The 14,276-nt window shown below is 59.3% G+C and carries 14 protein-coding genes and 1 tRNA gene; 11 read left to right on the top strand and 4 right to left on the bottom strand.

The features are described from left to right. The first annotated feature begins 7 nt into the window (after nucleotides 1-7). The 5 genes from BEQ56_01100 to BEQ56_01080 all read left to right on the top strand — a co-directional run bounded on the left by BEQ56_01100 (nucleotide 8) and on the right by BEQ56_01080 (nucleotide 4,579). A complete protein-coding gene (locus tag BEQ56_01100) occupies nucleotides 8-409 on the top strand; it encodes a hypothetical protein (protein AOH42198.1) in 402 nt (133 codons plus the stop codon). A gap of 29 nt (nucleotides 410-438) precedes the next feature. Next, nucleotides 439-636, top strand: coding sequence for a hypothetical protein (locus BEQ56_01095; protein ID AOH42197.1), 198 nt, complete (start codon nucleotides 439-441; stop codon nucleotides 634-636). 113 nt (nucleotides 637-749) lie between these two features. Further along, on the top strand, nucleotides 750-3,194 hold the full coding sequence (locus BEQ56_01090) for a hypothetical protein (GenBank protein ID AOH42196.1): 2,445 nt from the start codon (nucleotides 750-752) through the stop codon (nucleotides 3,192-3,194). Between the two features lie 74 nt (nucleotides 3,195-3,268). Beyond that, nucleotides 3,269-3,340: transfer RNA gene (locus tag BEQ56_01085), tRNA-Asn, on the top strand. A 21-nt stretch (nucleotides 3,341-3,361) separates the two neighbouring features. Then, complete coding sequence (locus tag BEQ56_01080) at nucleotides 3,362-4,579, top strand: hypothetical protein (GenBank protein ID AOH42195.1); 1,218 nt, start codon at nucleotides 3,362-3,364, stop codon at nucleotides 4,577-4,579. Nucleotides 4,580-4,593: 14 nt separating this feature from the next. On the opposite strand, the gene BEQ56_01075 is transcribed toward BEQ56_01080, so the two are convergent. The 3 genes from BEQ56_01075 to BEQ56_01065 are packed head-to-tail and all read right to left on the bottom strand — an operon-like array spanning nucleotide 4,594 to nucleotide 7,739. Continuing rightward, entirely contained in the window at nucleotides 4,594-5,595 is a 1,002-nt protein-coding gene (locus BEQ56_01075) for a DNA polymerase III subunit delta (protein AOH42194.1), read from the bottom strand. Between the two features lie 15 nt (nucleotides 5,596-5,610). Further along, nucleotides 5,611-6,243 (bottom strand): hypothetical protein, encoded by a 633-nt coding sequence (locus BEQ56_01070; GenBank protein AOH42193.1) that lies wholly within the window; start codon nucleotides 6,241-6,243, stop codon nucleotides 5,611-5,613. A gap of 59 nt (nucleotides 6,244-6,302) precedes the next feature. Then, nucleotides 6,303-7,739, bottom strand: coding sequence for a DNA repair protein RadA (locus BEQ56_01065; GenBank protein AOH44343.1), 1,437 nt, complete (start codon nucleotides 7,737-7,739; stop codon nucleotides 6,303-6,305). Nucleotides 7,740-7,998: 259 nt separating this feature from the next. Here BEQ56_01065 and BEQ56_01060 point away from each other — a divergent pair, with 259 nt between their 5' ends. The 4 genes from BEQ56_01060 (at nucleotide 7,999) to BEQ56_01045 (ending at nucleotide 11,051) form a co-directional block, all read left to right on the top strand. Continuing rightward, nucleotides 7,999-8,625, top strand: a complete 627-nt coding sequence (locus tag BEQ56_01060; protein ID AOH42192.1) for a GNAT family N-acetyltransferase — start codon at nucleotides 7,999-8,001, stop codon at nucleotides 8,623-8,625. A 103-nt stretch (nucleotides 8,626-8,728) separates the two neighbouring features. Next, entirely contained in the window at nucleotides 8,729-9,109 is a 381-nt protein-coding gene (locus tag BEQ56_01055) for a hypothetical protein (GenBank protein AOH42191.1), read from the top strand. A 102-nt stretch (nucleotides 9,110-9,211) separates the two neighbouring features. Further along, a complete protein-coding gene (locus BEQ56_01050; GenBank protein ID AOH42190.1) occupies nucleotides 9,212-9,982 on the top strand; it encodes a hypothetical protein in 771 nt (256 codons plus the stop codon). Nucleotides 9,983-10,127: 145 nt separating this feature from the next. Further along, complete coding sequence (locus BEQ56_01045; GenBank protein AOH42189.1) at nucleotides 10,128-11,051, top strand: hypothetical protein; 924 nt, start codon at nucleotides 10,128-10,130, stop codon at nucleotides 11,049-11,051. A gap of 6 nt (nucleotides 11,052-11,057) precedes the next feature. On the opposite strand, the gene BEQ56_01040 is transcribed toward BEQ56_01045, so the two are convergent. Continuing rightward, on the bottom strand, nucleotides 11,058-12,578 hold the full coding sequence (locus BEQ56_01040) for a magnesium chelatase (GenBank protein ID AOH42188.1): 1,521 nt from the start codon (nucleotides 12,576-12,578) through the stop codon (nucleotides 11,058-11,060). A 164-nt stretch (nucleotides 12,579-12,742) separates the two neighbouring features. On the opposite strand from BEQ56_01040, the gene BEQ56_01035 reads away from it, so the two are divergent. Next, nucleotides 12,743-13,849, top strand: a complete 1,107-nt coding sequence (locus BEQ56_01035; GenBank protein AOH42187.1) for a UDP-N-acetylglucosamine 2-epimerase — start codon at nucleotides 12,743-12,745, stop codon at nucleotides 13,847-13,849. A gap of 47 nt (nucleotides 13,850-13,896) precedes the next feature. Then, nucleotides 13,897-14,175, top strand: a complete 279-nt coding sequence (locus tag BEQ56_01030; protein AOH44342.1) for a hypothetical protein — start codon at nucleotides 13,897-13,899, stop codon at nucleotides 14,173-14,175. Nucleotides 14,176-14,276: the final 101 nt, after the last annotated feature.

The raw sequence follows: 14,276 nt of genomic DNA, 5'->3' as shown, positions 1-14,276 counted from the left end.
ATAAAACATGAATGAGCTTGCGATTCCCGGCGACCTTTATCTGTATCTGATCCTGTCGATCTGCTGGATCGTTTTTTGCGTCGCCGTTTATGAATGCGTTGGGACGGTTCGCCGCCGCGCGCTGCGCGTCGGGCTGACGCTGCTGATTGCGACGGCGTTGACCGGGGCGACGGCCTTTTTTATTCTCGATCGCGCCCTTCTTGCCCAGGTCCAGTCGCGGACCGCGATTTTCTGGCGGCTGCGCAATGGTCTGGCCGTGCAGTTTTTATGCGCCTGGGCGCTGGTTGGGGCGTTGCTGACCGCGGCTCAACGGAAAGAAACGCCCCCGGTCCGCCGCGTCCTGTGCGGGATGATCGGCGCGTTTTTCCTGACGCATTTTGTTTTTTCGGTCCTGGTTTTCTTTTATTGAGCCCGGGAGGAAAGGAGGGTGGTTGAAAGATGTCTGTTCCTGAATCGATCGGCGGGCTGGTCTCGCTGGCGCTCTGGCTTTTGGTGACGCTGTTGATCGTTAAGGTGATTTCGAAGACGGTCGGGGTGTTGCTGCGGATCCTGATCGCCGCGGTCGCCGCGCTGGCGATCGTTTATCTTCTCCGCGCTGCGTTCGGCGTCGTATTCTTTCCCGAGGCCGCGCTCTGAGATCAGGGAATTGACCATGAATTAACAGAAAAATTATTCCAGATTGCGGTAAGATTATGATTGAGGACCGGCGATCCTCAATACCTCAATATTTGAAGGAGGGAATCGGACCCATGACAGAAGACAGCGTGAAAACGATCGGCCGATACGAAATCAAACGGGAAATCGGTCGCGGCGGAATGGCGATCGTCTATAAAGCCTTCGACCCGCACCTGAACCGTCCGGTCGCGATCAAGCTGATCCGTGTCGGCGGGTTCACGATCGATCAGCTCAAAACGCTTCCCGAACGATTCAAGCGCGAGGCCCGGGCGTTGGCGCGGCTGAACCATGCGAATATCGTTCAGGTCTACGATTTCGGAACGTACGGCGATATGCCGTATCTGGTCATGGAGTTTTTAGAGGGGGCGACGCTCAAGGAGGTCCGCAAGCCGCTGAAAGTGGAGACGGCGGTCCGATTGATCCGGCCGATTGCGGACGCGCTGCGCTATGTCCATGATCAGGGCATGCTGCACCGCGACGTTAAACCGTCGAATATCATGATTACCAAAGGCGAAAAAGTCGTCCTGACCGATTTTGGGATCGCGAAATTTTTAGAGGAATCCGAGGATCAGAATACGCTGACGGGAACCGGGGTTGGGATCGGGACGCCGGAGTACATGGCGCCGGAGCAGGGGTTAGGCAAGCGGATCGACGGCCGGGCCGATATTTATTCGCTGGCGGTCGTTTTTTACGAGCTGATTACCGGCCGGAAACCGTTTCAGGGCGAAACGCCGTTGGAAGTCCTGACGAAGCAGGCGACGGAACCGTTCCCGGACCCGCGCGAGTTCGTTCCCGATCTTCCCGGGTCCGTCAGGAAATTCTTCGATCTGGCGCTGGCGAAGAAGCCGGACGACCGCTACGGCTCGATGAAAGATTTTTTGCGCGATCTGGACGGGCTGCGCTTGCAGGCGCTGACCGCCGCCGCGCGAAAAGCCCAATCGGGAGAAACGACCGGGATTCAGACGGTCCCGAAGGCGGAAGCCGGGACGGAAAGCTCGGTCCGCTTTGGCAAAACGGATATTCGGAAGATTCGCGCCGGCGTCGCGAAAGCGGAGCCGGCGACTGGCAGTCGGGAAATCCGATCGGAAGCGAAAGCCCTGCCGATTGCGCAGGCCGTGGGGACGAGCGGGGCCCATCAGGCGTCTCAGGAGAACTCCGGGATGCAGCGCGCCGGTCAGGCAGCTCTCAGGCTGATGGCCGTGTTAGCGGGTCTGGGGATCCTGTCCGTGCTTTTTGGCCTGTTGATGGGTCGGCCGAAGCCCTCCGTATTTGAGGCGAGTACGGCCGCGCCGGCGGAGACGGCGGAAGCGCAAAGCCGTCAGACCGAAATAGCGGGATCCAGATCGATGACCGAAACGCTGGGCGCGGAAGCCGCTACTGTTGAAGCGGATCGCGCCGCGCAGCAGGCGACCGCGGAAGCGCTGTGGCAGCAGGGGGCGACATTAGCCGTAGCCGCATCTCAAGTGGCATCGACCGCTGAATTGGCGGCACTCCGGCGCGAAACCGAAATGGCGGGAGCCATATCGATGACCGAAACGTTGGGCGCGGAAGCCGCCGCTGTTAAAGCGGATCGCGCCGCGCAGCAGGCGACCGCCGAAGCGCTATGGCAGCAGGGGGCGACATTAGCCGCAGCCGCAGCTCAAATGACATCGACCGCTGAATTAGCGGTACTCCGGCGCGAAACCGAAATGGCGGGATCCAGATCGATGACCGAAACGTTGGGCGCGGAAGCCGCCGCTGTTGAAGCGGATCGCGCCGCGCAGCAGGCGACCGCGGAAGCGCTATGGCAAAAGGCGGAAGAATTGGCGTCAGTTGCGGCAGCGATGACGGCGACCGCGCAATGGACGGAGGCTGCGGTATCTGGTCCCGAGCCAACGAGCGAGCCGGACTTATCGTTCCCGGGGCTCAAAGTCGGCGATATCGTCCAGTTTGGGCGCTATGAACAGGATAACGATCTGGAAAACGGGCCGGAACCGATCGAATGGCGGGTGCTGGAAATTAAGAATCAGGCCGCGCTGCTGTTGAGCCGGTCGATCCTCGATCTGAAAAATTATCATTATCGGGACTCAGCGACATCCTGGATGAGCTGCACCTTGCGAAAATGGCTGAATGAAGATTTTGTGGAAGCTGCGTTTGTGCCTGCTGAGGCGGGGAGGATCATCGAATTTGAATATTATGAAAGAGGTCCGACTAAATGGGATAGAATTTCAAAAGTGGTTATTTCTTTAAACAAAGTCTTCGCTTTGACGATGGAGGAGGTTCAGGCTTACATTCCGGAAAAACAGGACCGGATCGCGCCAGTCTCCGATTACGTTCGCGGCCTGCCCGGGTACAACGCTCAAAGCGGGAACTGGTGGCTTCGCAATTACAATTTTTCGCGGATTGAAACAAATGGTTCGTGGACTGAAAAAGGCCGCGTCATCACGATTGATCCGCGCGGCGAAATTATCGGGGTTTTCATTACCAATCCTGCGGGGGTACGTCCGGCGATCCAGATCCGGCTCGGCGACGACGACTGACACGCGAATGAATCTCAAAAAAATAACGCGATCTTGACAGCCTTGCGAATCCGGCTATAATATTCTGATGTTGATCCTCGATAGCTCAACGGCAGAGCGGGCGGCTGTTAACCGCTAGGTTCCAGGTTCGAATCCTGGTCGAGGAGCTCAGGCGCTCAATCGTCCGGTTGAGCGTTTTTTATTCCCGACGCCTGATGATACAATACGGTAAACGGCGGGCGAACGTTTTCTTTCAATATATCCCGGCGCCGCGCCGGAAACAGGAGGTTCTTCCGATGATGAAGCGAACCGTTACGATACTTCTTTTCGCTCTGATCGCTCTAACTGCGCTGGCGATCGTTCCGGACGTCCGCGCGCGTCAGGACACGCCGGAGACGGTCTTCCCCGGCGGGATTAATCCGCTGACCGGCGAAACGGCGGACGATCCGGAGCTGCTCCGGAAGGTTCCCGCGCTGGTTCCGATTTCGCGCTATCCCGACGAGGCCCGTCCCAGCGCCGGGCTCAGCTTCGCCGCCTGGATTTTCGAATTTTACGACATGGGTGGGATTTCGCGGCTTTTCGCCCTTTTTTACGGACGCCTTCCGTCGGCGTCGACCGGCGTCGATCCGTATATCGGCTCGCTCGGCGGGGCGCTTTACGGCGTTGAGGACCTGAGGAACCATTACGGCGCGCTGCTGATCAGCGCTGGCAACCGCAGGGCGGTTGTTGACGACGGGCTGTACAACGTTCAGTCCTGGTACGGGGAAAGCGGGAAGGACCTCTATCCGAAGCTTCCGGTTTCAACGTACGAGTCGTTTCTGACGAGCTGGACCGCGAAGATCCAGCCTCCCGATCCGGAGCTCCTCCGGCTCCCGTTTTCGTACGGCCCTCCCGGGACCGGCCTTCCGGCGGCGAGTCTCCTCGTCCGTTACGCTCCGGCGAATCAGACGCTTTGGACGTATGACCGCGCCGCGGGACTGTATACGCATTCGCAGAATTCAGTTGGGAACCCGGAAATCCTGCCGACGACCGACGCGCTGACCGAACGTCAGCTTTCCTTCCAGAACGTCGTCCTGCTGTTTCATGATACCGAGCGGATGAGCGACGGGTTCAAGCCGGTCCTGAACTTTATCGACCGCCGTCCGGCGATCGTCTTCCGCGACGGGCTGCGCTACGACGTGTACTGGACGACGCGGAGCGGGACGGCGGAAAACGCGACCGACCGCTTCCGTCCGATTCGCTTCGTTTTCGAAAACGGCGAACCGTTCCCGCTGAAACCCGGCCAAACCTGGGTCCATCTCGTTCGGATGGGGAACGAGCTCCGCGAGGTTGAAAGCGCGTCGGACCTGAGCGCGCGCGCCGGGTCGGGGAACTGGTTCCTTCCGTATATCGAGGCGAAGCGCTGAACGCGCTGAGATTTTTACTTGCGTTTGCCGGAAGCGACGCTGACGGCGAATAAATCCAACGCGGTCAGCGGGTCGGACTGCGACGTTTTCAGCCCGCGATCGATTTCGACGAGTTCGCCGAATAAATCGCAAAGCCGGTTCATCGAGAACGCGCGCGCCTGATTCCCGAGCTTATTGGCGACAAATTCGATCTGCCCCAGCTCTTTCATGATCGCGCCGGTCCCGCCGCCTTCGTCGAGGATTTCCCGCGCCTGGACGAGAAGGCGGAACTGCCGCGTGATCATCGCCAGAACGCCCGGGACGTCCTGTTCCTCGATGAGCTGGTGAAGCTTGATCAGCGCGGATTTCGCGTTTCCGGCGACGAGATCGTCGATCATGGCAAAAATATTGACGGTATTGTTCGCGGTGATCAGCTCGCTGACGTCGCTTTCATCGATCGGCCGGGCAAAATCGACGTAGAGAAGGAGCTTGTCGAGCGCCTGACGCGCTTCGCCGGTGTCGTTGCCGATCATGCCGATCAGGAGCCGCGCTGCGCCCGGTTCGATCTGCCCGCCGAGCTCGTTCGCTTTCGCCGTGATCCAGCCGCGCATGCCGTTCAGGTCGGGGCGCGCGTGCGTTTCGATGATCGCGCTCTCCGGCCGTTCCGTCGCCCATTTCCTCAGGAACGATTTCGCCGGCAGCGCCGACCAGTCCCTCCGTTCGTACGTGTCATGAATGACCAGAATCAGGCAGGTCGTTTCCGGGATCGAATTCAGCAGCGTCAGGAAGCGCTGGTTCCCGTCGCGCCCCCCGGCCATCGCTAACGGGTTATTCAGGACGACGACGCGCTGGTCGGCGATCAGCGGCGGCGCGTAAACGGCGTTCGAAAACGCTTCGCCGTCGGTATTTTTCCCGTCGAGAACTTGAAAATTCAGCTCGGCCAGGCCGGTTGCGCGCAGTCCGGATTCGACCGTTCTTAAAACCGTCCGAATCGTTTCCTCGTCGTCGCCATGCAGGATGCGAACCGATATCGCCATGCCGGGTCCGTCCGATTACCTTTCGCTTTCAATGATCTTGACGAAGTAGGCTTCATGGCCGAAGATCGTCGTCTGCTTGATTTCGGTGACGTTCAGCCCGGCGACGTTCGGGTCGGTTGTGATTTCTTTCTGTGCCAGCATCCCGAGTTCCGGCCCAATCCGGCTCAGGAACCCCAGCGAGAGCGCCAGCAGGTCGAATCGCTTCATCCGTTCCTTCGTGCTTTTCGTTCCGGAAAGCGCCGCGATCGCCGTCAGCGCGCAGAGCGCGCCGGTCACGGCGATATTCGTCCCGCAGTTCTTCGACAGCGCCAGCTCGGTTTCGCCGGCCTTAAGCCGCGACAGCGCGATGTCAAACGCGTCGCGAACCTCTTCGATCGACGCCTCTCCGATCAGGAAAAAACCGAAGGGAAGCGAAAGCCCGGAAAATTTTTTCCGGTTGAACCGCGACGCCAGCACGGCGATCGTCGCGTGCTCCAGCGCGTGGATTTTTGGGGTATTCATCAACGATCGCAGGATCGGCGCGTCGACCGAAATTGAGAATTGGGTTTCGCTCTCGTCGTTTTCGATCTTCCCGGTCTCGATCCGCTCGCTTTCCATCCGTTCAGGCTCTATCCGTCCGCCTTCCATCATCTCATTCGTTTCGTTCATAGCTCCTCCGGAGAACGCCCGGGCGCAGGATCAGGATACGCCCGCGTCTTTTATCTATTCTACCCGTTTCCCGCGCCTTCCGGATCGGTTCCCACAGGGGCGGCGTCGCTGACGGCGTTTTGCATTGCGTCTTTCAGCGTTCGCGCCTGAATAATTTCGATCCCTGTCGGGAACGTCTCGCGGTTCCGCAGCAGTCGCGGGACGATCGCGCGCGTAAACCCCAGCTTTCGCGCTTCGTTGATCCGCGCGCTGAGCTTCTGGATTCCGCGAAGCTCGCCCGAAAGTCCGATCTCGCCGATCAGGACCGTATCGGCGCGCAGCGGCACGCCGCGCGCCGACGAAAAAATCGCGCCGGCGACGGCTAAATCGGCGGCGGGTTCGCTGATTTTCAGCCCGTTGACAACGTTGACGTAAACGTCCTGGTCGCCGAGCCGGAGGCCGACGCGCCGGGTCAGGACGGCGGTAATCAGGAAAAGACGGTTCATGTCGACGCCGTTCTGGGCCCGGCGCGGGTTCCCGAACGCGGTCAGGTTGGTCAGCGCCTGAACCTCGACGAGGATCGGACGCGTCCCTTCCATCGTGACCGCGATCGCGGACCCCGACGCGTTGACCATGCGTTCGGAAAGGAAGAGCTCGGACGGGTTCTTCACCTCGTTCAGCCCGCTCTCAATCATTTCAAAGACGCCGACCTCCGACGTCGCGCCGTAGCGGTTCTTGACCGAACGCAGCAGCCGCAGCGTCTGAAAGCGGTCGCCTTCCAGGTACAGGACAGTGTCGACGATATGTTCCAGGACGCGCGGACCGGCGATCAGGCCCTCTTTGGTAACATGCCCGATGACGAAAACGGTCAGCCCGCTCGTCTTCGCCAGCTCGCGTAATTTCCCGGTGCATTCGCGGACCTGCGTCAGCGATCCGGCGCTCGATTCCAGCGCCGAAAGCTGGATTGTCTGGATCGAGTCGACAATCAGGAATTCCGGTTTCAACTCGGCGACAGCGTTTAAAATCGCGTCCAGGCTGGTTTCCGTGTACAGCAGGAGGCGTTCGGAAAGATCGCGGAACTTCGGCGCTGACGCGAGAATCCGTTCGGCGCGCATTTTGATCTGGCGTTCGGATTCTTCGCCGGAAACGTAGAGGACGGTCGCTTTTCCGGCGAGGAAAATTGCCGTCTGAAGAAGGAGCGTCGATTTCCCGATCCCCGGGTCGCCGCCGATCAGGATCAACGAGCCGGGGACGATCCCGCCGCCGAGGACCTGCGCGAGCTCGCCGATCCCCGGATCGATCCGTTTTTCGCCGGTCAGCTCGATATCGCGGAGCCGGACCGGTTCGCTCTTACGGAATGCGGGATGCGCCGCGGAGGCGGCCGCCGGATTGGAAACGATCTCCTCCTCCATAGTCCCCAGCCCGCCGCAGCCGGGGCAGCGTCCCATGTATTTCGGATTCGTCCTGCCGCATTCGCGGCAGACGTATTGCGTCTGGACTTTCTTCATGCTGATCATTATAAAGGATTCGCGCCGGTTGCCTGATGGAAAAATAACCGCTTTCAACCTGAATATATTTTCGGGGTATACTCTTACGTCAGGCTGGCTCGACAGCCTGAGTTGAGAAATCCTTTTTAAGGAGACGCTGTTTGAAGAAAACCAATCCTTTGGAGATCGTATCCTGAACCGGGAGGCTTGCACAATACAATTTCATGCAGACCTCCTGTGATTGTCAGTTGACACGATCGTCGGTTAACAATTTTCAGGAAGCAAAACAATGAATCAAGGCGGTTATACGATCCGGTTGGAAACGCCTGATGATTATCGGGCGGCGGAAAATCTGACACGGGAAGCGTTCTGGAACGTTTATCGGCCGGGCTGCATCGAGCATTACATCCTGCACGCTTATCGCGGCCGTGAGGATTTTGTCCAGGAATTGGATTTCGTCATGGAAAAGGACGGCGGAATCATGGGTCATATCATGTATGTTCGCACGGAAATCCAGGCGGACGATGGCAGGCGGATCCCGATCATGACCTTCGGCCCGATCAGCATCGCGCCGGAATATCAAAGGCAGGGCTACGGCAAGGCTCTTCTGGAGTTTTCCATGGAAAAAGCGGCGGACCTGGGCGTTGGCGCCCTCTGCATGGAAGGGAATCTGGATTTCTACGGCAAGCTCGGCTTTGTGGTCGCGAGCTCCAGGGGGATTCATTACAACGCGGAACCGAGGACGGATGAAGTTCCTTATTTTCTGCTCCGGGAGTTGAGGGCAGGATTTCTGAACGGCGTTACCGGGACTTACTACACGCCGGAGGGCTACCTGGTTGACGGACGGGACGTGGAAAATTTTGACGTCGGTTTTTCACCAAAAAAGAAAATGAAATTGCCGGGGCAGCTTGTATAAAGTCCTGCGCTGGGCCGTACGTCAAAGATGACGCCGTCTCCTTTCGGCTGTCCCGAACATGTTATGATTTGGCTGGATGATTTATAAAGAAAGGATGGGAAGAATGCAAACCGAATTGCATACCGAGGAAGACCCGGAGACAGTTCCGGAGGAGAAGACCGGGTCGTTAAGCGAAGCTGAAAAAGAGGAGACGCTTCGCAGGCTGGAGAAAATGAGCGCGCTCCATGCGCGTGTCGAAGCGGATGCCGGGCGGATGGAAGCGTTTCTTGCCGCGCTCCCCGAAATTTTTGAGCGTGAGGATGCCCTTGTAGAATACTACTATGCTCAGTGGGGGACGGATTATCAGCATGAGAATGAGCTCGGGGATCATCCGTATTGCGGCATATTAAATCAGGATACGATCTGGGACACAATGCAGTCGCTGTACGATTCGTCGATGGGGATCCTGCGCGCGCTGATCAATCATGTCGCGCCGCGGCAATGAACCGTCGATCGGCCCTGGAACGGCGTAGTGGGTTTTCGCGCGGGTTCGGGTAAAATTAAGGAGAGTCAAATCAACGAATCCTGATGCTTGAAGGAGGGTTTTATGCAATTCGGCATGATTGTATCGATGATCTTTGCGGTACTGGCGGTTATATTCGCCGTCCAGAATACCGAAATCGTCACGCTTCATTTCTTTATCTGGAGTTTCAGCCTGCCGCTGGCGATCCTGATGATCCTGGCGCTGGCGATCGGGGCGGTCTTCGCGGCGGTTTTTACCCTTCCCGGCTGGTTCCGCTGGAAACGGTCGGATCGGGTCTATAAAAAGGAGTTGACCGGGCTCGAAGACAGCCTTTCCAAGTATCGCGCCGATTTAATCGATACGCAGAACAAAAACAAGGATTTACGTCAGAAAATCTTCGAGCTGGAAGAAGCCAAAGATCAGCTCGAAGCGGCGCAGGTCAGCGCCGATCGCGAAATCAAGGACATGCAGGAGGCGATCGGGCAGGCGCAGCTCAGCGCCGCCGACGCGGAACAGGCGCGTAAGGAAGCGATCGAGGCGCGGGACGAGCTTGACGCGGCGCTGAAAAGAATGGAAGAAAAAATGAAATTCAGCGAGCAGAAGGTCGAGATCATGCGCACAGCGATGGAGGCGCAGGCGGAAGCGCCGCTCGCTCCGGCGGAGCCAGCCCCTGAGCCGGACGTCGCCGGGACGGAGGGCAACGCCGATCCGGAGGCGACGATCCTGCCGAACGGCTGGGGCGCGGAGGCGAACGACGCTGAAACGGAAGATCTTCCCGACGAGGTTGAGGACTCGGACGCCGAAGCCGGCGACGAGCCGAAGGAAGAGGCGAAAAAACGGTTCGGCTTCTGGTAAGCCGGTTCCGTAAAAAACGAAAGCGAGAGACAGCCCGCGGTTTGCCGCGGGCTGGGCATTTTGGAACCGTCCCAAAGGGATTAACCTGATCAGGGCGGGGAATGATAGAAAGGCTGATATATCATAGCCCGGGTACGATCCGCATATGAAAATTTTTATCTCGGGTCTTATCAATATCGAAACGACGGTCAGGGTCCGCCAGTTCCCGATCAACTATTTCCCGATCGATTATTCGTTTTTCCGGATCCGCTCGAACGTTTCCGGCGTCGCGTTTAATCTATCGAAGGCGCTGAAAACGCTGGGAAACGACGTCCGACTGGCGTCGTTCGTCGGGAACGACGCGGAATCGGACCGGATACGTTCCGCGTTGGACGATATGGGGATCCCGACGCACGCCGTTTTCGGCGAGCTTCCCGAAACGCCGGCGTCGGTCGTTTTATATGACGACGCCGGGCGGCGGCAGATTTACTGCGACCTGAAAGATATTCAGGAGCGGACCTTGCGGATCGAAGCCGTCCAGGAAGATTTACCCGATAGCCGGATCGCGGTTCTCTGCAACGTGAATTTTAATCGGGCGCTGCTGAGCGAAATTAAATCGATGGGGCTCCCGATCGCGACGGATGTGCATGTGCTGAGCGATCTGAACGACGGATATAATCGGGATTTCATGCAGGCGGCGGATATTTTATTCCTGAGCGATGAAAAGCTTCCCGAGGAAGCGGAAAGATTCGCGTTGCGGCTGAAAGAGGTCGTCCCTGCGAAAACGATCGTGATCGGCCGCGGGGAAAAAGGCGCGCTCCTTTACGACCGGAGCGCGGACCGGCTCGTTCGTCTCAGCGCGGCGAACCTCGGGGGCGTCGTGAATACCGTCGGCGCGGGGGATGCGCTCTTCTCCGCGTACCTGAATTACGCGCTGAAGGGGTATCTGCCGATCGACGCGCTGATTCGCGCCGAGGTCTTCGCAGCCTTGAAAATCCGGACTTCCGGCGCGTCGGCCGGTTTCCCGGCTCCCAAGCTCGTCGAGGAAACGCTGAAAACGGCAGGGATCCAGCTCGATCAGCTTGGCTGAACCGGTTCAGCGCGTCTTTTTCGGACGGTATTGAATCGCTTCGGCGATATCCTCCGCGCGGACCGTGGCCGAGCCGGCTAAATCGGCGATCGTCCGCGCGATTTTCAGGAGCCGATGAAACGCGCGCGCCGAAAGGCTGAACCGTTCCATCGCTTTTTTCATCAGCATCTGGCTTGCGCTGTCGAGCGGGCAGTATTTTCGAATCTCCCCGGGGCGCATTTCCGCGTTGCTCAAAATCGGCAGCCCGCGGTAGCGTTCGCGCTGAATCGCGCGCGCGGCTTCGACGCGGGCGCGGATCGTTTCCGACGCCTCGTTCCGTCCTGCGTGCGTCAGTTTCTGGAAATCGACGCGCGGGACGTCGACATGCAGGTCGATCCGGTCGAGCATGGGCCCCGAGATGCGCTTCTGGTACCTGTCGATCGCGGTCGGAGAGCAGGTGCAGGCTGTCGTCGGGTCGCCGTAATAGCCGCAGGGACAGGGGTTCATCGCCGCCGCGAGCATGAAATTCGCCGGATACGTCACCGAGCCGGAGGCCCGCGAAATCGTCACGATTTTATCTTCAAGCGGCTGGCGCAGGACCTCAAGGACGCGCGTCCCGAATTCGGGGAATTCGTCGAGGAAGAGGACGCCGCGATGCGCCATGGAGATTTCGCCGGGCTTCGGCGGGTTCCCGCCGCCGGCAAGGCCGATATTGGAAATCGTGTGATGCGGCGCGCGAAAGGGACGCGCCCGGATCAGCGGCTGATCGCCGGGGAGCATGTCGGCGATCGAGTAAATCCGCGTCACGTCGAGCGCTTCCTCGATCGTCATCCTCGGGAGGATCGACGGGAGCGCCCGCGCCATCAGCGTCTTCCCCGTTCCCGGCGACCCGCTCATCAGGATATTATGCCCGCCCGCCGCCGCGATTTCGAGCGCGCGTTTGGCGCTTTCCTGTCCCTGGATTTCGGCGAAATCGGTCGGGATTTCCGGAACGATTTCGGAAAGCCGCGGCGCTGTCTGCGGCTGGATCCGGGTTTCGCCGCTGAGATGCCTGAAGAGTTCTTCGAGCGAAGAAACCGGGAGGACGGTAATTCCCGGGACGAGCGCCGCTTCTTTGGCGTCGACGGCGGGGACGAAGACGCTGGCGAAACCGGCTTCCTTCGCCCGGGCGGTAATCGGAAGAATCCCGCGGACATGCCGGACCGATCCGTCGAGCGACAGCTCGCCGATAATCAGGCTGCCGGCGTAGGCGGACGCGTCGATAATCCCCGCCGCCGCCATGCACCCGACCGCGATCGGCAGGTCGAACGACGGCCCTTCTTTGCGGATGTCCGCCGGGGCGAGGTTGACGGTCACTTTGTAACGCGGGTATTGGATCCCGGAGTTACGGAAGGCGGCGTTGACGCGCTCGCGGCTCTCCTGGACCGCGAGGTCGGGAAGGCCGACGATAATCGTTTTGGGGAGCGAGGAAAACGACGTATCGACTTCAACGTCGATCAGCGTCCCGTCCAAATCGGTCAGGGCGCAGGAAATAACTTTCGCGAGCATGAGCAGGACCCCTCCGGATCGATCGATACGCCCGGCGCGCGGACAGCGGGAGCGGCGCTGGCGTTCGTTTTCGGATGAAATTTGTCGATTAAAATAAGTATAATCGGAAACAGCCAGGCGGTTCGTTCCCTCCGCCCAAAATCGAAGAACGCGAGGTTTTATTCATGAAAATCATGGTCGTCGCCGGGACGCGTCCGGAAGTTATCAAGCTGATCCCTGTAGTCCGTCGGCTGCGCGCCGCTCCGGACATGGAGACGGTTTTCTGCCTGACCGGGCAGCACCGCGAGATGGCCGAGGAGGTTCTCGGCGTCTTCGGGATGGAACGCGATCTGGACCTGAGCCTGATGACCGCGGATCAGACGCTGAGTGGGCTGACGGCGGCGATCCTGACCGGGATCCAGCCGGCGCTGGACGCGCTGCGTCCGGACTGGCTCCTCGTTCAGGGGGATACGACGACCGTCATGGCGGCGGCGCTGGCCGCGTTTTATAACCGGATCCGCGTGGGACATGTTGAAGCCGGGCTGCGCAGTTTTCAGAAATGGGCCCCGTATCCGGAGGAAATTAACCGGCGGATCGCCGGAACGATCGCGGATTTGCATTTTGCGCCGACCGCGGGCGCGCGCGAGAACCTGCTGGCGGAGGGCGTCGAGCCGCGGAGCGTTCATGTAACTGGGAACACGGTGATCGACGCGCTCCGTCTTGCCGCTGGGCTTCCTTTTAAGCTGGAGCGCTCTCCGCTGGCGGGGCTGCCTTTCGGAGAGAAGGAGATCGTCACGATCACGGCGCACCGGCGCGAGAATTTCGGGAAACCGCTTGAGGATATCTGCGAAGCGGTCGCGGCGCTCGCGGAACGGTACCGCGCCCGGGTCCATTTCGTCTACCCGGTTCATCTGAATCCGAGGGTGCGTTCGGTCGTTTTCGCGAAGTTGCAAGGCGTTGAGAACCTGACGCTTCTCGATCCGCTGGACTATCTGAGCATGGTCCAGCTGGTCAGGCGGTCGGCGCTGGTCCTGACTGATTCGGGCGGGCTTCAGGAGGAAGCGCCGGGTCTGGGCGTTCCGGTCCTTGTGCTGCGCAGCGTGACCGAGCGTCCGGAGGGCGTCGCGTCCGGAAACGTCCGTCTGGTTGGAACGAATCCGGAAACGATCCTGCGGGAGACGTCGCGGATCCTCGACGACGAAACGGCGCGGAGAGCGATGGCCGGGGCGGTCAACCCATATGGAGATGGGCGCGCTGCTGAGCGGATCGTCGAACTGCTTCGGAATAGCTGAGCTTCGCGCGATAAAATTCCTGTATGTTAAAGATCGCGCCGGAAGGCCTGACGCTGATTTGGGTCTGGATCGTTCCGTTCGCCGCGGCGAACGCAGTCGGGCTTTTCTTTTACTTTATCGATAAGCGGTTCGCGGAACGGAACCGCCGCCGGATCCCGGAGCGGACGCTGCTCTGGGTTGCCGCCGGCGCTCCGTTTGGCGCGTTGGCGGGGATGCTGCTGTTTCATCATAAAACGCGGAAAACGAAATTCCGGACGCTTGTCCCGCTTTTCGCCATAGCGCATCTCGGATGGATGTATTTCCTGATCCGCTTTTATTTCGCTTAGGCCGGATGATCCGTTTCGAGTTTTCGCGAGTTCTCTTTACATTATTTACAAAAACCGAAAGGACAGGTATAATTTCCATAACATATAGGGGCTTTTTTATC

It is taken from the genome of Anaerolineaceae bacterium oral taxon 439 (assembly GCA_001717545.1).
GTDB lineage: Bacteria > Chloroflexota > Anaerolineae > Anaerolineales > Anaerolineaceae > Flexilinea.
This window is presented reverse-complemented; position numbering and strand designations above follow the sequence as displayed.